At 75.2% G+C, this 22,910-nt stretch carries 20 protein-coding genes and 1 pseudogene; 9 read left to right on the top strand and 12 right to left on the bottom strand.

What is annotated here, in order from left to right; translation table 11 throughout:
- Nucleotides 1-72: 72 nt before the first annotated feature.
- Nucleotides 73-957 carry an RNA polymerase sigma-70 factor gene (locus AB0O01_RS28690; protein ID WP_365317789.1) on the bottom strand — a complete coding sequence of 295 codons (885 nt, stop codon included), beginning with the start codon at nucleotides 955-957 and terminating at the stop codon, nucleotides 73-75.
- Between the two features lie 290 nt (nucleotides 958-1,247).
- On the opposite strand from AB0O01_RS28690, the gene AB0O01_RS28685 reads away from it, so the two are divergent.
- Nucleotides 1,248-2,081 carry an alpha/beta fold hydrolase gene (locus AB0O01_RS28685; protein ID WP_365317787.1) on the top strand — a complete coding sequence of 278 codons (834 nt, stop codon included), beginning with the start codon at nucleotides 1,248-1,250 and terminating at the stop codon, nucleotides 2,079-2,081.
- Here AB0O01_RS28685 and AB0O01_RS28680 read toward each other — a convergent pair.
- On the bottom strand, nucleotides 1,978-3,069 hold the full coding sequence (locus AB0O01_RS28680; RefSeq protein ID WP_365317786.1) for a DMT family transporter: 1,092 nt from the start codon (nucleotides 3,067-3,069) through the stop codon (nucleotides 1,978-1,980). The genes AB0O01_RS28685 and AB0O01_RS28680 overlap by 104 nt on opposite strands.
- Nucleotides 3,070-3,116: 47 nt before the next feature.
- On the opposite strand from AB0O01_RS28680, the gene AB0O01_RS28675 reads away from it, so the two are divergent.
- The 3 genes from AB0O01_RS28675 (at nucleotide 3,117) to AB0O01_RS28665 (ending at nucleotide 8,251) form a co-directional block, all read left to right on the top strand.
- Nucleotides 3,117-4,700, top strand: coding sequence for a PLP-dependent aminotransferase family protein (locus AB0O01_RS28675; protein WP_365317785.1), 1,584 nt, complete (start codon nucleotides 3,117-3,119; stop codon nucleotides 4,698-4,700).
- A 298-nt stretch (nucleotides 4,701-4,998) separates the two neighbouring features.
- Nucleotides 4,999-6,573 (top strand): alkaline phosphatase D family protein, encoded by a 1,575-nt coding sequence (locus tag AB0O01_RS28670; protein WP_365317783.1) that lies wholly within the window; start codon nucleotides 4,999-5,001, stop codon nucleotides 6,571-6,573.
- A 202-nt stretch (nucleotides 6,574-6,775) separates the two neighbouring features.
- The gene (locus AB0O01_RS28665) at nucleotides 6,776-8,251 is read left to right on the top strand and encodes a GNAT family N-acetyltransferase (RefSeq protein WP_365318019.1); all 1,476 of its coding nucleotides are present in this window, start codon (nucleotides 6,776-6,778) and stop codon (nucleotides 8,249-8,251) included.
- 558 nt (nucleotides 8,252-8,809) lie between these two features.
- On the opposite strand, the pseudogene AB0O01_RS28660 reads toward AB0O01_RS28665, so the two are convergent.
- Nucleotides 8,810-9,961: pseudogene (locus AB0O01_RS28660) on the bottom strand (PLP-dependent transferase); the annotation flags it as partial.
- A gap of 60 nt (nucleotides 9,962-10,021) precedes the next feature.
- Between AB0O01_RS28660 and AB0O01_RS28655 the strand changes: the two are divergent.
- Complete coding sequence (locus tag AB0O01_RS28655) at nucleotides 10,022-10,504, top strand: Lrp/AsnC family transcriptional regulator (protein WP_365317782.1); 483 nt, start codon at nucleotides 10,022-10,024, stop codon at nucleotides 10,502-10,504.
- A gap of 33 nt (nucleotides 10,505-10,537) precedes the next feature.
- Nucleotides 10,538-12,235: a DUF885 domain-containing protein gene (locus AB0O01_RS28650; protein ID WP_365317780.1), complete on the top strand. Its 1,698-nt coding sequence runs from the start codon at nucleotides 10,538-10,540 to the stop codon at nucleotides 12,233-12,235.
- 162 nt (nucleotides 12,236-12,397) lie between these two features.
- On the opposite strand, the gene AB0O01_RS28645 is transcribed toward AB0O01_RS28650, so the two are convergent.
- The gene (locus AB0O01_RS28645; protein ID WP_365317779.1) at nucleotides 12,398-13,231 is read right to left on the bottom strand and encodes an SDR family oxidoreductase; all 834 of its coding nucleotides are present in this window, start codon (nucleotides 13,229-13,231) and stop codon (nucleotides 12,398-12,400) included.
- A gap of 63 nt (nucleotides 13,232-13,294) precedes the next feature.
- Entirely contained in the window at nucleotides 13,295-13,759 is a 465-nt protein-coding gene (locus AB0O01_RS28640; protein ID WP_365318018.1) for a rhodanese-like domain-containing protein, read from the bottom strand.
- A 93-nt stretch (nucleotides 13,760-13,852) separates the two neighbouring features.
- Between AB0O01_RS28640 and AB0O01_RS28635 the strand changes: the two genes are divergently transcribed.
- Nucleotides 13,853-14,299, top strand: coding sequence for an Lrp/AsnC family transcriptional regulator (locus tag AB0O01_RS28635; RefSeq protein WP_365317777.1), 447 nt, complete (start codon nucleotides 13,853-13,855; stop codon nucleotides 14,297-14,299).
- Nucleotides 14,300-14,308: 9 nt separating this feature from the next.
- On the opposite strand, the gene AB0O01_RS28630 is transcribed toward AB0O01_RS28635, so the two are convergent.
- The 4 genes from AB0O01_RS28630 to AB0O01_RS28615 all read right to left on the bottom strand — a co-directional run bounded on the left by AB0O01_RS28630 (nucleotide 14,309) and on the right by AB0O01_RS28615 (nucleotide 19,774).
- Nucleotides 14,309-17,293, bottom strand: coding sequence for an SMC family ATPase (locus tag AB0O01_RS28630; RefSeq protein ID WP_365317775.1), 2,985 nt, complete (start codon nucleotides 17,291-17,293; stop codon nucleotides 14,309-14,311).
- Between the two features lie 262 nt (nucleotides 17,294-17,555).
- Nucleotides 17,556-18,719, bottom strand: a complete 1,164-nt coding sequence (locus tag AB0O01_RS28625) for an exonuclease SbcCD subunit D (protein WP_365317774.1) — start codon at nucleotides 18,717-18,719, stop codon at nucleotides 17,556-17,558.
- Between the two features lie 146 nt (nucleotides 18,720-18,865).
- Nucleotides 18,866-19,015, bottom strand: a complete 150-nt coding sequence (locus AB0O01_RS28620; RefSeq protein WP_365317772.1) for a hypothetical protein — start codon at nucleotides 19,013-19,015, stop codon at nucleotides 18,866-18,868.
- Between the two features lie 132 nt (nucleotides 19,016-19,147).
- Nucleotides 19,148-19,774: a YigZ family protein gene (locus AB0O01_RS28615; protein WP_365317771.1), complete on the bottom strand. Its 627-nt coding sequence runs from the start codon at nucleotides 19,772-19,774 to the stop codon at nucleotides 19,148-19,150.
- Nucleotides 19,775-19,905: 131 nt separating this feature from the next.
- Between AB0O01_RS28615 and AB0O01_RS28610 the strand changes: the two genes are divergently transcribed.
- Nucleotides 19,906-20,223 carry a hypothetical protein gene (locus tag AB0O01_RS28610; protein WP_365317769.1) on the top strand — a complete coding sequence of 106 codons (318 nt, stop codon included), beginning with the start codon at nucleotides 19,906-19,908 and terminating at the stop codon, nucleotides 20,221-20,223.
- 36 nt (nucleotides 20,224-20,259) lie between these two features.
- Here the strand turns inward: AB0O01_RS28610 and AB0O01_RS28605 are convergent, their stop codons facing one another.
- A complete protein-coding gene (locus AB0O01_RS28605; RefSeq protein WP_365317767.1) occupies nucleotides 20,260-20,811 on the bottom strand; it encodes a histidine phosphatase family protein in 552 nt (183 codons plus the stop codon).
- Nucleotides 20,808-21,551, bottom strand: coding sequence for a hypothetical protein (locus AB0O01_RS28600; protein WP_365317765.1), 744 nt, complete (start codon nucleotides 21,549-21,551; stop codon nucleotides 20,808-20,810). Before AB0O01_RS28600 ends, AB0O01_RS28605 begins: the two co-directional genes overlap by 4 nt.
- A 278-nt stretch (nucleotides 21,552-21,829) precedes the next feature.
- On the opposite strand from AB0O01_RS28600, the gene AB0O01_RS28595 reads away from it, so the two are divergent.
- The gene (locus AB0O01_RS28595; protein WP_365318017.1) at nucleotides 21,830-22,237 is read left to right on the top strand and encodes a CoA-binding protein; all 408 of its coding nucleotides are present in this window, start codon (nucleotides 21,830-21,832) and stop codon (nucleotides 22,235-22,237) included.
- A gap of 105 nt (nucleotides 22,238-22,342) precedes the next feature.
- On the opposite strand, the gene AB0O01_RS28590 is transcribed toward AB0O01_RS28595, so the two are convergent.
- Complete coding sequence (locus AB0O01_RS28590) at nucleotides 22,343-22,900, bottom strand: YbaK/EbsC family protein (RefSeq protein ID WP_365317764.1); 558 nt, start codon at nucleotides 22,898-22,900, stop codon at nucleotides 22,343-22,345.
- Nucleotides 22,901-22,910 lie beyond the last annotated feature (10 nt).

Raw genomic sequence — 22,910 nt, 5'->3', positions numbered from 1 at the left:
GACCTGCGGCCGACCACCGGTCGGGCAAACGTTCGCCAGGAAACCTACCTAGTCGGGTTGGCGTAGGCGAACTCAGACAGCGGCCAAGGCGTACAGCTTGTCCGGATTGCGAATGACGTAGACGGCCTGAATACGTCCATCCGCGACATCCAGTTGGAACACGGAATCGGGCTTGCCACCGGAGAGGACGAGAAGAGCGGGCCCGGCGTTCACTTCCACGGCCCGGAAGGTGAGATCCGGAATGCCCTGCCGGGCGACCCCGACGAGGAATCGGCCCACCTTGTCGGCGCTCTCCAGGATCCGCAGCGGCGCCTTCGCCTTGCCGCCGCTGTCGCCGACGAGCCGGACGTCCGGCGCCAGCAGCTCCATCAGGGCCCCCAGATCACCGCCCCCGGCGGCGGCCAGAAACCGTTCGGTCAGATCCCGGCGGCTGGCCGGATCCACCTCATAGCGCGGTCGGCGCTCCTCCACGTGCCGCCGGGCCCGCCCGGCGAGCTGGCGCACGGCGGGCTCGGCCCGGTCGAGCATCGCGGCGATGTCCGCGAACGGGAACCCGAACGCCTCGCGCAGCACGAACACCGCCCGCTCCAGCGGCGAGAGCGACTCCAGGACGACGAGGACGGCCAGGGACACCGTGTCGGCGAGCACGGCCCGCTCTGCGGTGTCCGGGACGCCGTCCCCGAAGTCGGTGACACAGGGCTCGGGCAGCCAGGGCCCGACGTAGGACTCGCCCCGGGCGCGGATCTGCTGGAGCCGGTCGATGGACAGCCGGGTGACGATCCTGACGAGGTAGGCGCGCGGAGCGCGGACGTCCGAGCGGTCGGCGGCGGACCAGCGCAGCCAGCCGTCCTGGACCACGTCCTCGGCGTCGGCCACCCGGCCGAGCATGCGATAGGCCACCCCGAACAGGACAGGGCGGTGCTCCTCGAAGAGATCGGTCGCGGTGTCGGTGCTCACCGTCCCATCCCATCCCGGCACCCTCCAGGGTGTCCAGGCGATATGACCGTGTTCCGGGCAACGGGGAATGGGGCTGTGGCCCGGGAACGCCGGGGGGTACGTGGGGGGGCGCCCCCCACGGCGGCCAGGGATCGTGCGCGCGGCGGCCGAGGGGACCGTGCACGCGACCTACCGGCGAGTAGCCATCCCTGCCAAGCTGTCCACCGAGCACACGCCCCCGCCCCGCCCCAACTCCCCCCTCCTCCCCCCTCCCCCGGACGACCCCCTCCCGGCCCCGAGGAGCAGCAGCCATGGCCGCCACCACCGTTTCCTTCGACATCCCGACCCCCCACGGCCCGAGCACCGTGACCGTCTCCTACGCGCGCGTGGGCACCGGTGAGCCGCTGCTCCTGCTGCACGGCATCGGGCACCACCGGCAGGCGTGGGACCCGGTGGTGGACATCCTGGCGACCGAGCGGGACGTCGTCGCGCTGGACCTGCCCGGCTTCGGCGCCTCCCCCGCCCTGCCCGGCGGGCTCCCCCACGACCTGCCCACCACCCGCACGGTCCTGGGCGCGCTGTGCGCGGCGCTGGAGCTGGACCGGCCCCACGCGGCCGGCAACTCGCTGGGCGGGCTCCTCGCCCTGGAACTGGGCCGCGAGAAGCTGGTCCGGTCGGTGACCGCGCTGTCCCCGGCCGGGTTCTGGACCACCGCCGAGCGGCACTACGCCTTCGCCCTGCTGCGGACCATGCGGCACACCGCGCGGCGGATGCCCGTGCCGCTGGTCGAGAAGATGGCCCGCACGGCGGCCGGGCGTACCGCGCTGACCAGCACGATCTACGCGCACCCGGCCCGTCGCGCGCCGCAGGCCGTGATCGCCGAGACCCGGGCGCTCGCCGGGGCCACGGGGTTCACCGAGACTCTGCGGGCCGGTACGGGGGTGCGGTTCACGGACGCGGTCACGGGTGTCCCGGTCACCGTCGCCTGGGGCAGCCGGGATCTGCTGCTGCCGCGCCGCCAGGGCGTGCGCGCCAAGCGGATCATTCCGCACGCCCGGCTGATCCGGCTCCCCGGCTGCGGCCATGTCCCGATGCACGACGATCCGGCGCTGGTGGCGCGGGTGATTCTGGACGGGAGCCGGTGAGGGACGGCGGGGAGGCCCCCGGACCGGGCCCCTGAGCCCCGCCGCCCGCCCCTCCCCGCCGCTGCGGCCACGAGAACCACGAGAGCCGCGTCAGGCGCAACAGGCGCACCGCCCTCGTCCCCGGTACCACCCCCGAACCCAGCGCCACGCCCGCGCCCACCAGGGTGCTGCCTACGGCCTGGGCGAGCCCATAGGTGCCCGTTCCGACCAGGGGGGCGGTCGCCGCCGCCGCGACCGGGATGAGGCCGGAGAAGAGCGTGGCGCGCTCCGCGCCGATCCGCTGCATGGCCATGTACCAGCAGACGAAGCCGATGACGGTGACCACGGCCGCCTGCCACAGCAGCGCCAGCACCTCCGTGCTGTCCGGGCGGGGCAGCCACCCCGAGCCGTCCACCAGCAGCCCCACCGCCGCCGATTCGACCGCCGCGAGCCCGCACACGGTGGCCGACAGCAGGCGCGGCCCCAGAGGGCGCAGTACCGGCACCGCCAGCATCGCGAAGCCGACCTCGCCGAGCAGCGCGCACACCGAGAAGGCGATCCCGGCGGCATCCGTACGGCCCCACCCCTGGACGGTGAACGCGCCGACCGCGACCAGCAGCGCCCCGTACAGGACCGTCCGCTGCGGGCGGCGGCCGGACGTCAGCGGGACCAGGACCGCCACGACGATGGGCGCGCAGCCGACGAAGACGCCCGGGACGGCCGGTTCCGCCGTGCGTTCGGCGGCGAGCACCGCCAGGTTGAAGCCGACCATGCCGACCGCCGCGAGCAGGGCCAGGCGCCCCCACTGGCGCGGGGTCAGCGCCCTGAGGCGGGCCCCGGCGCCCGGTCCCGCGAGCGGGACGAGCAGCAGACCGGCGAGCGCGTAGCGCAGGAACTGGCCGCCCGCGTAGGGGTAGTCCCCGAGCACGCTGTTGGCGGTGAAGGACGCCCCGACAAGGACGCAGGCGAACGCGGCGAGCAGGGCCCCGCGCGCGGTGGTGGCATTCATGGCACCGACGCTAGGGAGGCGGGCGGTCCGGATTAAGGTCCATTTCCATGAGCCCATCGGAGACCAATTCGGCGCCCGCCTCCCCCGCGGCCACCCCGTCCGCACCCACCCCGTCGACGCCCGCCTCCCCCGCAACCGCCTCCCCCGCTTCACCGGCCCCCGCCCCCTCCGCCCCCTCCGCCCCCTCCGCCCCGGCCTCTCCGGCCTCCCCGGCCTGGGAGCTGCTGCTCCCGGCCGCCTCGGCGCCCGCCCGCGCGCGGGGCCGGGCCCTCCAGGCCGCCCTGCGCGAGGCCGTGCGCTCGGGGCGGCTCACCCCGGGCACCCGGCTGCCGTCGAGCCGGGACCTGGCGGGCGACCTGGGCGTGTCGCGGGGGCTGGTCACGGAGGCGTACGAGCAGTTGACGGCGGAGGGGTATCTGCGCAGCGGGCGCGGGGCGGGGACCTGGGTCGGGGACGCCGTACGGGCCGCGCGGCCGGCGGTGCGGGATCTGGCGCCGCGGACGACGGGGGTGCGGGCCGACTTCGTACCCGGCACGCCCGATCTCGCGCTGTTCCCGAGGGCCGCGTGGGCGGCGGCCCAGCGTGCCGCGCTGGCGGAGGTGCCGCACACCGCCCTCGGCTATCCCGACCCGCGGGGCCTGCCCCGGCTGCGCACCGCGCTGGCCGGGCTGCTGGCGCGGCGCCGGGGGGTGGTCGCGGACCCGGAGCGGATCGTGGTGGTCTCCGGGGTCGCCCAGGCGTCGGCGCTGCTCGGTTTCGTGCTGCACGCGCGCGGGGAGCGCGCGATCGGCGTGGAGGACCCGGGCAGCCCGCAGCACGACACCCTGTACGCGGCGGCCGGGGTGGCCACCGTCCCGGTGCCGCTCGACGCGGAGGGGATCGCCCTGGAGCCGCTGCGGGCGTCCGGGGTGCGGGCCGTGGTGACGACGCCGTCCCACCAGTTCCCGACCGGCATCGCGTACTCGGCGCGGCGCCGGGCCGATCTGCTGGCCTGGGCGCGGGACCGGGACGGGCTGATCCTGGAGGACGACTACGACGGCGACTTCCGCTACGACCGGGCGCCGGTCGGCGCGCTCCAGGGGCTCGATCCGGAACACGTGGCCTATACGGGCTCGGTGAGCAAGTCCCTGGCACCGGGGCTGCGGCTGGGCTGGCTGCTGGTGCCCCGGTGGCTCGCCGAGGAGACGGTGGAGCGCAAACGGACCATGGACCTCGGGCATCCGGCGCTGGACCAGGAGATGTTCGCGCGGTTCGTGGAGCGCGGCGACTACGACCGGCAGTTGCGGCGCTGCCAGCGCGCCTACCGGGAGCGCCGGGACGCCCTGGTGGCGGCGCTGGCGGACCGCTTCCCCGGGGCGCGGGTCTCCGGCATCGCGGCGGGGCTCCACGTCATCGCCGAACTGCCTCTGGGGCGGGGGTCCGAGGAGGGGTTCCTCGCGCGGGTGGGGGAGGCCGGGGTCGCCGTACGGACGCTGGCGGACTACGCGAACCAGAGCGCCGCCCCGCAGCACGGGGCCCCCGGCGCTCCCGGTACCCCCGGCGTCGTGCGGCTGGTGCTCGGGTACGCGCATCTGACGCCCGCGCGGATCAGGGCGGGGGTGGCGCTGATGGCGGAGGCGGCCGGGGAGTGAACCGGGGGCGGGGCACGGTCCGCTGTCCACCCTCCGGAACGGGCGGACGGGGCACGGTCCGCTGTCCACCCCGGACCCGGCGGACGGGGCACGGTCCGTTGGCCACCGCACAACCGGCGGACGGGGCGGACGGGACACGGCACGCTCCGTTGTTCACCTCCGGTTCGCGTGCCCGCTGTGGAGCCCCCGTAGGAGTGGCGGTGCGCGCCCTCGGTGGCCGGTTCCGATCCCCCCGGGGAGGCGGCCGGACACCACCCGACTCCGTACCCCACCGGATCGACATCACTGGAGGCTCCCCATGTCCCACGGTCCGCTCCCCGGCCGCCGCGGTGTGCTGCGCGGCTCGCTCGCCGCCTCGGCGGCCCTGGCCCTGCCCGCCGGTCCCGGCGCGGCCCCCGCCCTCGCCCTGTCGGGGCGCCCGCGCGCCGGGTGGGGCGTCCAGACCGGCGATGTCACCACGGACTCGGGGCTGGTGTGGGTCCGCTCGGACCGCCCGGCCCGGATGATCGTCGAGACGTCCGCCACCGAGTCCTTCCGCAGAACCACCCGCCGGTACGGTCCGCTGCTCGGCCCCGGCACCGACTTCACCGGCACCACCCTCCTGCGCGGGCTGCCGTCCGGCGAGCAGATCCACTACCGGGTGCTGCTGGCCGACCCGGACGACCCGCGCCGTACCGGCGAGCCGGTCGAGGGCACCTTCCGGACCGCGTCGGACAAGCGGCGCGACGGCGTCCGGTTCGTCTGGTCCGGGGATCTGGCGGGACAGGGCTGGGGCATCAACCCGGAGATCGGCGGCTACCGGATCTACGAGGCGATGGGCCGCCTGGACCCCGACTTCTTCCTGTGCAGCGGGGACAACGTGTACGCGGACGGCCCGATCACCGCGTCCGTGCCCCTGCCCGACGGACGGATCTGGCGCAACGTCACGACCGAGGAGAAGGCGAAGGTGGCCGAGACCCTCGCCGAGTTCCGCGGCAACTTCCGCTACAACCTGCTGGACGCGCATCTGCGCGCGTTCAACGCCCGGGTGCCGTCGATCATCCAGTGGGACGACCACGAGGTCACCAACAACTGGTACCCCGGGGAGATCCTCGGCGACGGCCGGTACACCGAGAAGCGGGTGGACGTGCTCGCCGGGCGGGCCCGGCAGGCGTTCTCCGAGTACTTCCCCATCTCCACTCTGCGCCGCCCCGACGGCCGGGTGCACCGGGTCCAGCGCCACGGCCCGCTGCTCGATGTGTTCGTGCTGGACATGCGGACGTATCGCAACGCCAACTCGACGGACGACCAGCCCACGGACCCGCAGGGCATTCTCGGCGCCGGGCAGCTCGCCTGGCTCAAGCGGGAACTGTCGCGCTCGCGGGCGGTGTGGAAGGTGATCGCCTCCGACATGCCGATCGGCCTGGTGGTGCCGGACACCGGCGACGGGAAGCCGCACATCGAGGCGGTCGCGCAGGGCGACCCGGGGGCGCCGCTCGGGCGGGAACTCCAGATCGCGGAGCTGCTGCGGTACATCAAGCACCGGCGGATCACCGGCACGGTGTGGCTGACGGCGGACGTGCACTACACCTCGGCGCAGCACTACCAGCCGTCGCGCGCCGCGTTCGGCGACTTCGAGCCGTTCTGGGAGTTCGTCTCCGGTCCGCTGAACGCGGGCGCGTTCCCGGCGAACGCGCTGGACGGCACGTTCGGGCCCGAGCGGGTGTTCCTGAAGGCGCCGACGGTGGCGAACGTGTCACCGGCCGAGGGGTACCAGTTCTTCGGCGAGGTGGACATCGACGGCGGCAGCGGGGAGCTGACCGTGCGGCTGCGCGAGCAGGACGGGACGGTGCTGTTCACCAAGACGCTCCAGCCGGGGCGGGTCGGACAGTGAGCCCCGGGCGGCGCCGTCCGGCGGGTGGTCCCTCACCGCACGGGCAGCCACAAAAAGGACATAAGTAGCTTTTACCGTTCGGTCACAGCGCGTTTGTGATCACGCAACACCGTTCCTTCACAGTGGCGGCATGAATCGGAAGACGGAGCCGAAGACAAAGACGCAGACGAAGGCGAAGGCGAAGGCGAAGGCGACAAGGACGATGACCGACGTCACCCGGGCCCGCCACGGCCGCCCGGTGCACCACTGGCGGCGGGACGTGGTGGAGCTGGCCGCGCTGTTCACGGCCGTCGCCGTCGCGGACGCCGTGGCCAATCTGATCGGGCACGGGCCCGGCGGCCCCGAACTGCTGCTGATCTCGGCGGTGGTGCTGGTGGCCACGGCGGCGTTCCACGTCTGGTGGTCACGCCGCCACGGCCATGCCCCGCCACCGCCGTCCGATACCGGTGCCCGGCCCCGCTCCCCCGAGCGGCGGGCCGGGCCCCCGGCCCCCGGCGACGGGGCGCGCGACGGCGCCACGCCCCCGCACCCCACCCTGTGGCGGATGCGCACCACGGTCCGCGACGAACCCGGGGCCCTCGCCGCCCTGTGCACGGCGCTCGCCGGGCACCGCGTCGACATCCTCAGCCTCCAGACGCACCCCCTGGGCGCGGACACCGTCGACGAGTTCCTGCTCCGCTCCCCCGGCACCCTCGCCGCCACCGAGCTGACCCGCGCGGTGGCCCTCGCGGGCGGCTCCGGCACCTGGATCGAGCGGGCCGACACCCACGACCTGGTGGACGCCCCGACCCGGATCCTCTCGCTCGCCACCCGGACCGCTCTGGACGCGGCGGAACTTCCGCTGGCCCTGCGTCAGTTGTTGGGACGGTGCACCATCCGCTCGCTGCCCGCGCGGCCCACCGCCTCCGGCCGGTCGCCGGAGCGCGTTCCCGTGGAAGGCGCGCTGGAGGACACCGTGATGCGACTGCGAGCACCAGAAGGCGGAGTGATCACCGTGGAGCGGCCCTATCTGCCGTTCACGCCCACCGAGTTCGCGCGGGCGCGCGCGCTGGTCGAGCTGGACTCCCGGCTCGGCCCCCGCGTCCCGCGCGGCCGTGACGTCCTGACGCTGCCCGAGGGCGGCGACTTCACCGTGCGCCGGGCCGGGCCCGACGACCTCGACGCGGCCAAGGCCCTGCACGAACGCTGCTCGGCCCACACCCTCGGCCTGCGCTACCACGGCCCGGTGGGCGACGCCGACCGCTATCTGCACCATCTGCTCAGCCCCCGCTTCGGCCGCACCCTCGCGGTCGAGACCGGGGACGGCCGGATCGCCGGTCTCGGCCATCTGCTGTGGGACGGCGACGAGACCGAGGTCGCGCTGATCGTCGAGGACGCCTGGCAGCGGCGCGGCATCGGCGGCGAACTGCTGGGGCGGCTGGTGGCGATGGCCGTGGAGGCGGGCTGCGACAGCGTGTACGCGGTGACCCGGTCCGGCAACACCGGCATGGTCGCCGCGATGCGGGGTCTGGGCCTCCCGCTCGACTACCAGATCGAGGGGGGCACCCTGGTCATCACGGCCCGGCTGGACGCGGCGCCGGTGACACCGAGCCCGGCGGCATCGACCCCGGCATCATCGGCCCCGGTGACATCGGCCCCGCCGTACGACACGGCACGGGAGCGAAGCGCCCGGGAGTGACGGGCCCGGGAGTGACGGGCCCGGGGGCGGGGGTCACTGGGTGGGCCGCAGGCGTCGCGGGGTGCGCTCCGGGGGGCGCCGAGTGGATCCCAGAGGTTGCCTGGTGGGGCTCAAGGGGCGCCGAGTGCACCCCAGGCGTCCCCGGGTAGGCCCCAAGGGGTGCCGAGTGGCCTCAGAGGTCCCCGAGTGGGCGCCAAGGGCCGCCGGGCGCACCCCACAGGCATCCCCGGGCACGCCCCACGAATCGCCGAGTAGACCCCAGAGATCGCCAGGCGCGCGCATCCCGAGGCCCCCAAGCCGGCCTCAAGGGGCCGCCGGACGCACTCCAGGCGTCCCTGAGCAGGCCCCGGGAATCGCCCGGTGTGCCTCAGGGATCGCCGAGTGGGCCCCAGAAGTCGCGGGGTGCGCGTCCCCCGCCCACCCGGTGGTCCCGGCCCCGGCCCCGGCGCCGACCCGTCCGTCCGGCCGCCCCCCGGCGGCCCGCCCGGCGGCACCCTCCCCCAGAGCCCCCTCCCCCAGACCCCGGCCCCCTAGACCCCGGTCCTCCAGGCCCCGGCCCCCCAGACCCCGGTCCAGGTCCGCCCACAGGTCGTCCACGTCCTCCAGGCCCACCGACAGCCGCAGCAGCCGGTCGCCGACCCCGGCGTCCCGGCGGTCGTCCGGGGCGACGACGCGGTGGCTGATGGACGCGGGGTGCTGGATGAGGGTGTCGACGCTGCCGAGGCTGACGGCGGGGGTGATCAGCCGGACGGCGGCGATCAGGTCGTGCGGGTCGCGGTCGCCGTACGGCTCGAACGCGATCATCGCGCCGCCGATCCGGGGGTAGCACACCCGGGCGACCCGGGGGTCGGCGGTGAGTCTGCGGGCCAGTTCCGCGGCGGTCGCGGAGGCCGCCCGGACCCGTACCGGCAGGGTCGCCAGACCGCGCAGCAGCAGATACCCGGCCAGCGGGTGCAGCACCCCGCCCGTCGCGAACCGGATCCGGCGCAGCGCCCCGGCGAGTTCCTCGTCGCAGGCGACCACCCCGCCCAGCACGTCCCCGTGGCCGCCGAGGTACTTGGTGGCGGAGTGCAGGACGAGCCGGGCGCCCTGGTCCGCCGGGCGCTGGAGGACGGGGGTGGCGAAGGTGTTGTCGGCGAGCAGCGGCACCGATCCGCAGGCATGGGCGACGGCCCGCAGATCGATCTCGGCCAGGGTCGGATTCGCCGGGGTCTCGACCATGACCAGACCGGTGTCCGGGCGCAGCGCGTCGGCGATCCCGGCCGGGTCGGTCCAGGTCACCTCGGTGCCGAGCAGCCCGGCGGTGAGCAGATGGTCGCTGCACCCGTACAGCGGCCGGACGGCCACCACATGGCGCAGCCCGAGCGCGGCACGGGCGAGGAGCACGGCGGTGAGGGCGGCCATACCGCTGGCGAAGGCGACGGCGGACCCGGTGCCCTCCAGCCGGGCCAGGGCGGTCTCGAAGCGGGCGACGGTCGGATTGCCGAGGCGTCCGTAGACGGGCGGGCCGTCCGGCTCGGCGCCGGTGGCGGCGAAGGCGTCGACGCGGTCCGCCTCGGCGCGGCTGTCGTACGAGGGGTATGTGGTGGAGAGGTCGATCGGCGGGGCGTGCAGTCCCTGCCCGGCGAGGTCGTCGCGGCCGGCGTGCACGGCCTCGGTGTCCAGGGCTCGCGGTGGGGTCAGGGCGCTCGGTGGGGTGGGTATGTCCATGGGGGCAGCCTTGGGCACCGGCCAGTCCACGTGTTCGAAAGCCCGTGCTACGTTCGGCCGATGGCCCAGTCTGTCGTACTGGATCCGGTGGATCTCCGGTTGCTGCGGCTGCTCCAGAACGATGCCCGGACGACGTACCGCGATCTCGCCGGGCGCATCGGGGTGGCGCCGTCGACGTGCCTGGACCGGGTGGCCCGGCTGCGGCGGGCCGGGGTGATCCTCGGGCATCGGCTGCAACTGGATCCGGCCAAACTCGGGCGCGGTCTCCAGGCACTGCTGTCCGTGCAGGTCAGACCGCATCGGCGGGAGCTGGTGGGGTCGTTCGTGGACCGGGTGCGGGCGCTGCCGGAAGCGCTGACGGTGTTCCATCTGACCGGTCCCGACGACTATCTGGTGCATGTCGCGGTCGTGGACATGGCAGATCTGCAACGGCTGGTGATGGACGAGTTCACCGCCCGGCGCGAGGTCGCCCGGGTCGAGACACGGCTGATCTTCCAGCAGTGGGACTGCGGGCCGATTCTGCCCCCGGCGCAATCGGGGTGACGTCCGGCGGGCGGCCGTATGAGGATGGGCCGCATGTCACAGACGACCAAGAGCCAGCAGTTGCCCCGCGAGGTCGCCGACGCCTATGTCGACGATCTCATCGCCCTCGACCCGGTCACCGGCACCTATCTCGGTGTCGCGGAGAGCTCGCGCAGAATGCCGGACCTCTCCCCCGCCGGACAGGAGGCGGTCGCGGCGCTGGCACGGGCCACGCTGGTGCGTCTGGACGAGGCCGAGCGCCTGCCCGGCGCCGACAGTGACATCGAGCGGCGCTGCGCCCGGCTGCTGCGCGAGCGCCTGACCGCCGAACTCGCCGTGCACGAGGCCGACGAGGGGCTGCGCCAGGCCGGCAACCTGGGCACCCCGCTGCACTCGGTGCGGGAGGTGTTCACCGTGACCCCGGCCGACACGGACGAGGACTGGGCGGCCATCGCCGAGCGGCTGCGCGCGGTGCCGGACGCCCTGGCCGGCTACCGCGCCGCCCTCCAGCTCGGCCTGGACCGCAAGCTGTACGCGGCGCCCCGGCCGACGGCCACCCTGATCGGGCAGCTCGGCGAGTGGGCGGACACCGACGGCACCGGGCGCGGCTGGTTCGAGGACTTCGCCGCCGCCGGACCCGACGCCCTGCGCGCGGAGCTGGACGAGGCGGCCCGCGCCGCCACCGCCGGGGTGGTCGCCCTGCGGGACTGGCTGCGGGACGTGTACGCCCCGGCGATCGAGGGCGCCCCCGACACCGTCGGCCGTGAGCGCTACGCCCGCTGGGCCCGCTACTTCAACGGCACCGATCTCGACCTGGACGAGGCGTACGCGTACGGCTGGGCCGAGTACCACCGGCTGCTCGCCGAGATGCGGCGCGAGGCCGAGAAGATCCTGCCCGGCGCCGCGACGCCCTGGGTGGCGCTGGCCCATCTGGACGAGCACGGGCGGCACATCGAGGGCGTGGACGAGGTCCGCGACTGGCTCCAGGGGCTGATGGACCAGGCGATCGAGGCGCTCGACGGCACCCACTTCGAACTCGCCGAGCGGGTCCGCCGGGTGGAGTCGCGGATCGCCCCGCCCGGCAGCGCCGCCGCGCCCTACTACACCGCCCCCTCCGAGGACTTCTCCCGCCCCGGCCGCACCTGGCTGCCGACCATGGGGCAGACCCGGTTCCCGGTGTACGACCTGGTGTCGACCTGGTACCACGAGGGCGTCCCCGGCCATCACCTCCAGCTCGCCCAGTGGGCGCACGTCGCCGAGAACCTCTCCCGCTACCAGGCCACCCTGGGCGGGGTCAGCGCCAACGCCGAGGGCTGGGCCCTGTACGCGGAGCGGCTGATGGACGAGCTGGGCTTCCTGACGGACGCCGAGGAGCGGCTCGGCTATCTGGACGCCCAGATGATGCGGGCGACCCGGGTGATCGTGGACATCGGTATGCATCTGGAGCTGGAGATCCCGGCCGACTCGCCGTTCCACCCCGGAGAGCGCTGGACGCCCGAGCTGGCCCAGGAGTTCTTCGGCGCCCACAGCAGCCGCCCGGCGGACTTCGTGGAGAGCGAACTGACCCGCTATCTCACCATTCCCGGCCAGGCGATCGGCTACAAGCTGGGCGAACGCGCCTGGCTGCTGGGCCGCGAGAAGGCCCGCGAGCGGCACGGCGACGGGTTCGACCTGAAGGCGTGGCACATGGCGGCGCTGTCGCAGGGCTCACTGGGGCTGGACGACCTGGTGGACGAGCTGGCGCGGCTGTAGCAGCGGGGCCGGAGGGCGGTGGCGCCGAGGCCCGCCCCTCACGGTTCGCGCCGGCGCCGAGGCCCGCCCGTCACGGCCCGCGCCGCCCCCGGAACCCGCCCCCCGCCTCACTACCGGGAGGCCACTCCCCCCGCCTCACCGCCGGGAGGCCACTCCCCCACCTCACCGCCGGAACCCGCCCTCCGAGTCGATCACCTGCCCGGTGATCCAGCCCGCCTCGTCCGTGGCCAGCCAGGCGATGAGGCGGGCCGGGTCGTCCGGCATCCCCCAGCGCCCGCCCGGGAAGCGCGCGGCGACGGCGTCGTAGTCCGCGCCCGTCAGATAGTCGGTGTCGACGGGGCCCGGGTTGACCGTGTTCACGGTGATCCCCTGCTCGGCGAGCGTCGTGGACAGGGACCGGGTGATGGAGGCGAGGGCGCCCTTCTGGAGGCCGTAGGCGAGTTCGTGGGGCATGCCGCCCGCGATGTCCTGACCGGACGTCATCATCATCACCCGCCCGCCCCTGGGCCGTTCCGGCTGCCGGGCGAACGCCTGCACCAGCAGCAGGACCGAGCGGGTGTTCACGGCCCAGTGGTCGTCCAGGATCGTCGCGTCGATCTCGTCGAGGGTGCCGTCCCGGCCGCTGCGGGCGTGGTTGGCGACCAGGATGTCCAGCCGTCCGCCGAGCGCTCCGGCGGCGGTGGCGATCAGCCGGGCGGGCGCCTCGGGGTCGGCGAGGTCGCCGGGGCCGTGGACGACGGTCGCGGCCGGGTCGCCGAGTGCCTCGCGCACGGACGCGGCGACGTCCTCGGGCCGGTCGGCGCCCCAGGGGAGTTCGGCGTCGTGCGGCACATGGTGGTGCAGGTACACGCTCGCGCCGTACGCCGCCAGACGCCGGGCCACCGCGTGCCCGATCCCGCCGCGCCGGCTGGCGCCGGTGACGAGGGCGGTACGGCCGCGCAGCGGGAGCGGATCACGGCGGAGGGCTTCGGGGGTGGGGTGGGGAAAAAGAGGCATGACAGCCCATCATGAACACCACCCGCAACCCCCGCATCCCCTTTTCCACCGGCCCCTCCCTCCTCAGCAGCCGCAGACCCCGCCCACCGGTGCCGTCAGCGGGTCGGCCGCCCGGCGCTCGGCGCCGTCCGCCGTCTCGTGGGCGAAGCCCTCGCGCACCCAGTACTCGAATCCGCCGAGCATCTCCCTGACCCGGTAGCCGCGTTCGGCGAGGGCGAGGGCGGCGCGGGTGGCGCCGTTGCAGGCCGGGCCCCAGCAGTAGGTCACCACCGGTACGGCCGGGTCCAGCAGCCGGGGCGCGAGGGCGGGGATCTGCGCGGTGGGCAGATGCAGGGCGCCGGGGATGTGGCCCTGGTCCCAGGACTCGGTGGAGCGGGAGTCGAGGAGCACGAAGCCGGGTCCGCCGTCGGCGGCCAGCGCGGCGGCGACATCGGAGACATCGGTGTGGAAGGCGAGCGAGGCCCGGAAGTGGGCGGCGGCCTCGGCGGGGGTGGGCGGGGTGACCGGGAGCGGGGCGATCGTCGTCATGCCGGAGAATCTACGGCGGCCGAACCGCCGGATGAAGGCGAGTTCCCCGGCGCTCTCCTTGCCCCGCCGTGCATTCCCCGGCATTCTCGCCCCATGAGCACGTTTTCCCCCGATGCCACCGATTGGCGCATCCTCGATGTTCTCCAGCGCGACGGACGGGCCAGCTTCGCCGAGCTGGCGCGGGCGGTGGCCATGTCGCCCAGCGCGGTCACCGAGCGGGTGCGGCGGCTGGAGGAGGCGGGCGTGATCCAGGGGTACGCGGCGGTCGTGGACCCGGACCGGCTGGGGCTGACCATCCTGGCGTTCGTCCGCCTGCGCTATCCGCACGGCAACTACCGGCCGTTCCACGATCTGGTGGCCGCCACCCCGGAGATCCTGGAGGCGCATCACGTCACCGGTGACGACTGTTTCGTCATCAAGGTCGCCGCGCGTTCGATGCGGCATCTGGAGGAGGTGACGGGGCGGATCGCCGGGCTCGGGTCGGTGACGACGAGTGTCGTGTACTCCTCGCCGCTGCCCCGCCGCCCGATCGGCCACTGAGGGCGGCCGTCAGGTCCGCTGCCGCAGCACCGACCCCGACCGCCCCTTCACCACCTCCAGTTGGGCGTGCACCCGGCGCCGCAGATCGGCGACATGGCTGACGATCCCCACACTGCGGTCCCGCTCCCGCAGCGAGTCCAGGACGTCCAGGACCTCGTCCAGGGTCTGGTCGTCGAGGCTGCCGAAGCCCTCGTCGATGAAGAGGGTGTCGAGCCGGACCCCGCCCGCCTCGTCGGTGACGACGTCCGCGAGACCGAGGGCGAGGGCGAGGGAGGCGAAGAAGGTCTCGCCGCCGGAGAGGGTGGCGGTGTCGCGCTCCCGGCCGGTCCAGGCGTCCACCACATGCAGCCCGAGCCCGCTGCGCCCGCGCCCGCTGCGGTCGTCGGAGTGGACCAGGGTGTACCGGCCGGACGACATCCGCCGCAGTTGTACGGTCGCGGCGGCGGCGACCTGCTCCAGCCGGGCCGCGAGGACGTACGACTCCAGCCGCATCCGGCGTTCGTTGTCGGCGGCCGTGCCCGCGGTGAGGGCGGCCATCCGGGCGACCCGGTCGTACTCGGCGCGCAGCGGGGCGAGCCGGCGGACGGCGTCGGCGGCCCGCGCGGAGAGGGCGTCCAGCTCGGTGCGGCGCCGGTCGGCGGCATCGCGGGCGGAGGCGGCGGTACGGACCCGGCGGTCGGCGTCGGCGGCGGCCCCCTCGGCGGCGGCGAGGTCGGCCGGGGGCTGCTGGGCGGCGTCGGCCGTGGCGGTCTCGGCGAGCAGCGCGCGGACGGCCGCCTCCTCGGCCGCCCAGGCGTCCAGTTGGTGCTGGAGGTCGCGGTGGGCGGCGTCGTCGAGGAGGGCGGCGGCGGCCTCGGCCGGGGTGTCGAAACCGGCGCGGAAGGCGGCGTCGGACAGCTTGGCGTCGGCGTCCTTGAGGCGCTGGGCGGTGTCCTCGGCGCCCCGGGCGGTGTCGGCGGCCTCGGTGAGCAGGGCGACCTGCCGCTCCAGGTGCGCCGCCCGCGCGGCGACGCTCGCGAAGGCGGCGCGGGCCTGCGTCAGCTCGTCCTCCAGGGACCGGCGTTCGCGTTCCAGGCCCTCCCGGCGGGCGGTGCGGGCGGCGGCCCGCAGCTCGGCCCGCTGCCGGTCGTCGGTGCGGCGCCGGTGCTCCTGCTCGGCGTGGCGCAGGCTCTCGTGCGCGGTGTGCAGGCCGGACGCCTCCTCGCGGGCGCGCGCGTAGTGCCGTTCCAGTTCCTCGGTCTCGGCGGCGAGCGCCTCGGCCGCGGTGTCCCCGGCCTCCGCGGCGGCAGCGGCGAGCGCCTCCCGTACGGTGCCCAGACGGCGTTCGTCCTCGGTGTGCTGCTCGTCGGCGCGCTGGAAGGTGTCCTGGGCGGCCTGCTCGGCCGCGCGGTCGATGTGCCCGGCGTCCTTGCGGGCGGGCGCGGGGTGCGCGGTGGCGCCGCAGACCGCGCAGGGGGCGCCGTCGGTGAGGTGCGCGGCGAGTTCGGCGGCGATGCCGCTCAGGCGCTGTTCCTTGAGGTCGAGCCAGTGGGTGCGGGCGTCGGCGGCCCGCCGGGCGGAATCCAGGGCCGTGCGTCCGGCGCTCTCGGTGTCCCGGGCGAGCCGGTCGCGCTGCCGGGCCGCGGCCAGCCGCCGCCGGGCGGGCTCGCGTCGCTCGCCGAGTTGTTCGGCCCGGGTGGCGGCGTCCTGCGCGGTGTCGACGGCACTCTGGAGGGCGGTGCGGTGGGTGTCCCAGCCGGTGAGCCAGGTGCCGGTCTCGGCGAGGATGTCGTCGTCGGCGCGGTCCTGGCGGTCCAGCGCGGCGCGTTCCCCGGTCAGTTCGGCGAGGCGCTGTTCGGCGCGGCGGGCGGCTTCCAGGCCGCCGAGTTCCTCGGTGGCGCGGCGGGCGGCGGTGGCGAGGCCGGTGGGTCCGGCGCCGGTGAGGGCGGTGGGCAGCGGGTCCCGCGCGCGGGCCTCGGCGGCGCCCGCCCGGCGGTGCTCGGCCTCGGCGGCGTCCCGCAGGTCCAGGGCGGGGGCGACGGCCGCCGCCTTGCGGGCGCGCTCCATCCGGGTACGCGTCTCGCGGTGCGCCCCGGCCCGCGCTTCGAGCCGCCCGGCCCGCTCCCGCGCCTCCCCGAACCTCCCCTGCAACCGCGCCAGTTCCCGTACGTCGTCCAGGGCGCGGCCGGTGGCGGCCCGGTCGGACTCGGCGGCGAGGAGGCCCGCGCGGGCGATGTCGAGCTGTTCGCGGGCGGTGGAGCGGGCGACGGCGGCGGCACCGAGCACGGCGTCGGCGAGTCCGGGCTCCCCGGGAGCGAGGCCGGGCAGTTCCATGGCGTCCCCGGCGGCCTGCTGCATCCGGTGGGCGTCGGCGAGGAGTTCGGCGTCCCCGTCGCGGACGGCGGACTCGGTGGTCCGGCGTCGCTCGGCGAGCCGCTTCTCGACCTCGCCGAAGCGATGGGTGTCGAAGAGGCGCCCCAGGAGCCTGCCGCGGGCCTCGGCGTCCGCGCGCAGGAACCGCGCGAAGTCGCCCTGCGGCAACAGCACGACCTGGCAGAACTGCTCCCGGCTCATCCCTAGCAACTGGGTGATCTCCTCGCCGATCTCCTGGTGGGAGCGGCTGAGGTCGGTCCAGGCGCCCGCCCTGTGCTCGCGCAGCCAGGTCTGCGCCTTGTCGACGGTGGTACCGGCGCCGCCGCGCTTCTTGGGGCGGGCCCAGGGCGGCTGGCGGGTGATCTCCAGCCGCCGTCCGGCGACGGTCAGTTCGAGGGTGACGGAGGTGCGGGTGCCGGGCGCGGCGTGGTCGCTGCGCAGGGTGAGGCCCTGGCCGGTCTGCCGGGCGCCGGGGACGGCGCCGTACAGGGCGTAGCAGACGGCGTCCAGGACGGAGGTCTTTCCGGCGCCGGTGGGGCCGTGCAGCAGGAACAGTCCGGCGGCGGCGAGCGGGTCGAAGGCGACGCTCTGGGTGGCGCCGAAGGGCCCGAAGGCGGTGAGGTCGAGGCGGTGCAGCCTCATCGGGCGCTCTCCTGGGGGATCTGATCGGCGCGGACCGCGCCGGGCCGGCGGGGACCGGTTCGAGGGGCCTCCTCCCGGACGGGCCGGTCGGTACGGGCGGCGATGAACCGGTGGGGCCCCGTCACACGGGCGGCGATGGACCCGTGGAGCCCCGTCACACGGGCGGCGCTGAACCCATGGAGCCCCATGGGACGGGACTCGCGGACAGCCCGGTCCGCGTGGACAGCCCGGTCGGCGCGGGCGGCGTTGCACCCGTGGCGCCTCACCGGCCCGTCTCCCGGAGGGTCGCATCGGCGCGGACCGCGTCGAACGCGTCGCGCAGTACGGCGCGTTCGCGGGCGTCGGGTCCGGCGCCGCGCACATGGGCCACGAAGTCCTCGGCGATCTCCTGGTCGGTGCGGCCCGCGAGCCGCCGCGCGTAGGACACATCGGGGTCCTCGGGCGGGCGGTCCGGGTCGAAGACCAGGGCGAGGGCGTGCGGGAACCGTTCGGTGAGGCGGGCCATGGGGTCGGTGGGGCGGACCGGGTCGGTGAGGGTGGCCTCGGTCCAGGACTGCTCGTGCGGGGTGAGCGCCGGGTCGGCGAGGAGGTCCTCCAGGGTGCCGCGCAGCCGGGCGAGGGGGCGGGGCACCGGGCAGTCGAGGCGCTCGGCGCCGATCGTGCCGTCGGCGGCGAGGTCGATCAGCCACATGCTCTTGCGCTGGTCCGCCTCGGAGAAGGAGTAGGCGAGGGGGGACCCGGAGTACCGCACCCGCGGGGTGAGGGTCTGGCAGCCGTGCAGATGCCCCAGGGCCACGTAGTCGACGCCGTCGAAGACCCCGGCGGGGACGGCGGCGACCCCGCCGACGGTGATGTCCCGTTCGCTGTCGCTGGCCCGGCCGCCGGTGACGAAGGCATGGGCGAGGACGACCGAGCGGGTGCCCGCGGGGCGGGTGGCGAGATCGGCGCGGACCCGGTCCATGGCGGCGGCGAGCACGGCCTCGTGGCCCGCCCGCTCCACCTGGAACTCGTCCTTCACCAGGGCGGGTTCGAGATAGGGCAGCCCGTAGAAGGCGACCTCGCCGAACGCGTCGCCGAGGACGACGGGGGTGCCGCAGCCCGCCGGGTCGGTGCGCAGATGGATCCCGGCCCGGCCGATCAGCCGGGCGCCGACGCCGAGGCGGCGCGCGGAGTCGTGGTTCCCGGAGATCATCACCGTCGGCACCCCGAGTCCGGCCAGCCGGTGCAGGGCCTCGTCGAAGAGTTCGACCGCGGCGAGCGGCGGGACCGCCCGGTCGTACACATCGCCCGCCACGACCACCGCGTCCACCGCCCGTTCCCGCGCGGTCGCCAGGAGATGGTCGATGAACCCGGCCTGGGCGCCGAGCATGTTCACCCGGTGGAAGGCCCGGCCCAGATGCCAGTCGGACGTGTGCAGAATTCTCACGACACCACTCCGGCCCGCACGTCTCCCCCAACAACCCCCGTGCCGGCCCGGTGCCGGCGTTCTCGGCACCGGCCACGCTATCCCCTGCCGGTGACCGGTGGCTCACGGACCTCACAGTCTGCCACCGGCCGCACCCGCGCCGGGCGTCAGGTCCGGCAGGGCGGGGCGTGGCCGAGAAGGGGGAAGCGGGGGTTCCGGTCGGCGCGGCCGATGGGGCCGGGGACGCGGTCGCAGGCGTCGGCGAGGATCCGGTCGAGGCCGGTGGACCGGACCTGGACGCCGCGGTGGGCGGTCACGGTGAGGAGGGTCCCTTCGGTCGTGGGACAGCGCACCGCGTACCTCGGCTGCCGATGGCGGACCGGTCGCGTCCCGTCTCACATGACAGCTCACACATCACACATCACACATCACACATCACACATCACACATCACACATCACCGTACGTCTCCCCGCCGAGTTCGAGGACGGCGGTCCCGGCGGTGGTGTCGGCCAGCCAGGCGCGGAAGGCGGGGACTTCGGCGTCCGGGAGGGCGACCTCGATGGCGACCTGCTCGCCGTAGCGCACCTCCCGTACCGTGCGGCCGGTGGCGAGCAGGTCGTTGTGCAGGCGCCCCGCGCGGTCGTGGCCGACGGTGACCGCGCCCAGCCGGAAGCGGCGCCGGGTGCGGGTGCCGAGGGCGTCCAGCGTCTCGCCGACCGCGCCCCCGTAGGCGCGGATCAGGCCGCCCGCGCCGAGTTTGACCCCGCCGTAGTAGCGGGTCACCACGGCGACGGTGTGGCGCAGATCGCGCCGCAGCAGCATCTGGAGCATGGGGAGCCCGGCGGTGCCGCCGGGCTCCCCGTCGTCACTGGCCTTCTGGACGGCGGCGTCGGCGCCGATCACATACGCCCAGCAGTTGTGGGTGGCGTCCGCGTGCTCCTTGCGCACGCGCGCGATGACGTCCTGGGCCTCCTGTTCGGTGGCCGCCGGGGCGAGCGTGCACAGGAAGCGGGAGCGGTTGACCTCGGTCTCGTGCACACCCGCGCGGGCCACTGTGCGGTACTCGTCCGGCATCCGCCCAGCCTATGCGGCCCCTGGGGCCCGGTTCCCGGTGACCCTTCTAGGTAGCCGTACTCATGTGCGATCGGGTCCGGGGCGGGAGGCTGATGGCGTCGGACGGCACAGCGGGACCGGGCGGAGGGGCCATGACGGGTGCGGAGCGGCGGCACGGGCCGTCGGGCGGGGCGCAGACGGCGGCCTCTGCGGGGCTGCTGGTGCTCGATCTGCTGCTCATCGCCTGGCTGTGGCTGCGCTGGGGCATCACCGGCTGGGGCGACGCCTACGACCCCGCCAATCCGGCGGAGGCGCCCCGGTCGGCCCGGCAGGCGATGTGGATCCTGCTCGGCGGCGCGGCCCTGACCGGCGGCGGCCTGCTCGCCCTGCGGTGGCGGGGCCCCGGGGTGCTCCAGTTGGTGGTGCTGGGCGGGGCGGGGGCCCTGGCGGCGGCGTTCGCGGCCGGATGACCGCCCCCTGCGCGGCCTTCCACCCCGTCTCCTCGGCTACGCGGCCTTCTTCTTCCGCCCCCTCGGCACCAGGACCGCCGTCAGGAGGGCGGCGCCGGGGGCGAGGGTCTCCCAGGTGGGCCCGTACCAGGTGAGGACGGCCACGGCGGACGTGGGGAACTTCTCCCGGACCCGGTCCAGGGTGCCGTCCAGGCCGTCCCCGGCGAGGCGCAGCACCAGGTCCTCCAGACCGGGGTTGTGCCCGACCAGGAGCAGGGTCTCCACCCGGGGCCGGGTCTCGCGCACGACGGCCAGCAGTTCGGGGGCGTCCGCCGCGTACACCCGCGGGTCGTGGTGGACCGGCGGCGGGGTGCCCCACTGCGCGGACGCCAGCTCCCAGGTCCGGCGGGCGCGGACGGCGGTGGAGCACAGGGCGAGGTCGGGCAGCAGATCGGCCTCGGCGAGGGCGTGCCCGACGGCGGGCGCGTCCCGGCGGCCCCGGGGTGCCAGCGGCCGGTCGTGGTCGGGGACGCCGTCCGGCCAGGCCGACTTGGCGTGCCGCAGCACCACAAGGCGGCGCAGCGGGCCCGCGCCCGTCCGGCGGGTCACGCCTGCGCCCCCACGTCCCGGGTGAGTTCGGCGCCGAGCAGCCGGTCGGCGTAGGCGAAGGTCTCGAAGCGGGCTCCGTCGGGGACGGCGGGGTCGTCGGCGACGCCGCGCAGGACGGTCAGGACACCGGGCACGTCCAGATCGTCCTCCCAGGCGGCGCGGAGCCGTTTGCGGACATCGGCGGGGATCGGCCGGGACGGGGTGCGGGCCCAGCCGGCGACCGCGCGGCGCCAGCCGGAGAGGATGCCCCGGGCGGTGTCCAGCGCGGCGGGGTCCACGCGCGCGGGACGGTCGTGGCGAGCGGAGAGCAGGGCGAGCCGCAGGACGGCGGGGTCGGTGCCGGGCGGGGGCCCCGTCGCCGGGTCGACCGGCGCGACGGCGACGAGCGCGCCCTCGGCGGTGAACGGTGCGGCGCCGCCCGCGGGGGCCTCCCTCGCCGCGACGTGTATCACCTGGGCCGCCCCGAGGGCCTGCCCGACGTCCCGGCTCTCCTCGAACGGCCGGACGCCGAGCGCGGCGGCGTCCGCGCGCAGTTCCGTCTGGTCGTCCGCGCCGCCCAGTTGCGCCCACACCGGCGTACCGCCCAGTTCCAGGGCACGGACGAGGACATCGGCGACCAGCAGCACCCGCAGGGCGGTGGTGTCGTGTCCGGCGGCATGGACCTCGACGCGGGTCAGTCCCCGGCGGACCGGGGCGGCGTCGGCGGAATGGCCCGTTCGGGCGTCGATGATGCGCAGCACGGCCCGAGCGTAGGCCCGAAAGCCGCACTACGCAGGCATGTCATGAGGCATCCGGACACCTTGGCGCGGAAACGCGGTCCGGGACGGCCGACGGGCGACGGTGGGAATCCCCCGTGCCGGGTGGGAATCCTCGTGGCGGGTGGGATGTCCTCGTGCCGGTCGGGATCCCCCCGTGCCGGTGGGAATCTCCGCGGAGTGCCGCGCGTTCCTCCCACAGAGGCGCCGACGAAGGCGCGGGCAAGAGCTGTGGGGGGGATGGAATGTCCGGGAGGCCGGCCGTGTACGGCGACGACGAGACGATCCGCAGGATCCTGACCGGGTCGGGCGACACCTGGGCGGTGGTGGGCCTGTCCGCGAACCGGTCCCGGGCGGCGTACGGCGTCGCCGCGGTGCTCCAGCGGTTCGGCAAGCGGGTGATCCCGGTCCATCCCAAGGCGGAGACCGTCCATGGCGAGCAGGGCTACGCCTCGCTGGCCGACATCCCCTTCGCGGTGGACGTGGTCGATGTCTTCGTCAACAGCGACCTGGCGGGAGCGGTCGCCGACGAGGCCGTGGCGAAGGGCGCCAAGGCGGTCTGGTTCCAGCTCGGGGTGATCGACGAGGCGGCGTACGAGCGGACGCGCGCGGCGGGCCTGGACATGGTGATGGACCACTGCCCCGCGATCGAGATACCCCGCCTCGGCTGACCCGCCACGGGGTGTCCCCGGCCGATACCACCGCCCTCAGGCCACGTCCACCACTGCCCTGAGGGCACTGCCACCACCGCCCTCAGGCCACGTCCGTCACCGCTCTCAGGCCACCCCCAGCCCCTCCAGCACCACCGCGCCCGGCAGTTCGGCGAACGCCTTGCCCGGCACCAGCAGCTTCCCGCGCCGCCGTCCGCTGCCGACGAGGACGTACGGCAGGTCCACCACCGCCGGGTCGACCAGCACCGGCCAGTCGGCGGGCAGGCCGATCGGGGTGATGCCGCCGTACTCCATGCCGGTCTCCCCGGTCGCGGTGTCCATCGCGGCGAAGGACGCCTTGCGGGCGCCGAGTTGGCGGCGGACGGCGCCGTTGACGTCGACGCGGGTGGTGGAGAGGACGACGCAGGCCGCGAAGGTGGTCTCCCCGCCCCGCTTCCCGGCCACGACCACGCAGTTCGCGGACTGTTCGAGGAGGTCCTGCCCGTAGTGCTGGACGAAGACCGCCGTGTCGGCCCACTGCGGATCGGTCTCGACATAGACGATCTGCCCGGCCGGGACGCTGCCGCTCCAGTCGCGGACGGCGGCGGCGACGGGGGTGACCAGTTCGGCGAGGGCGTCGGGGGCGGGGGTGGCCTGTTCGAAGTGTCCGATGGGTGCGCGCATCCGCGCACGC

The sequence above is a fragment of the Streptomyces sp. NPDC093252 genome (genome assembly GCF_040683675.1).
In the GTDB taxonomy this organism is placed as follows: Bacteria; Actinomycetota; Actinomycetes; order Streptomycetales; family Streptomycetaceae; genus Streptomyces.
This window is presented reverse-complemented; position numbering and strand designations above follow the sequence as displayed.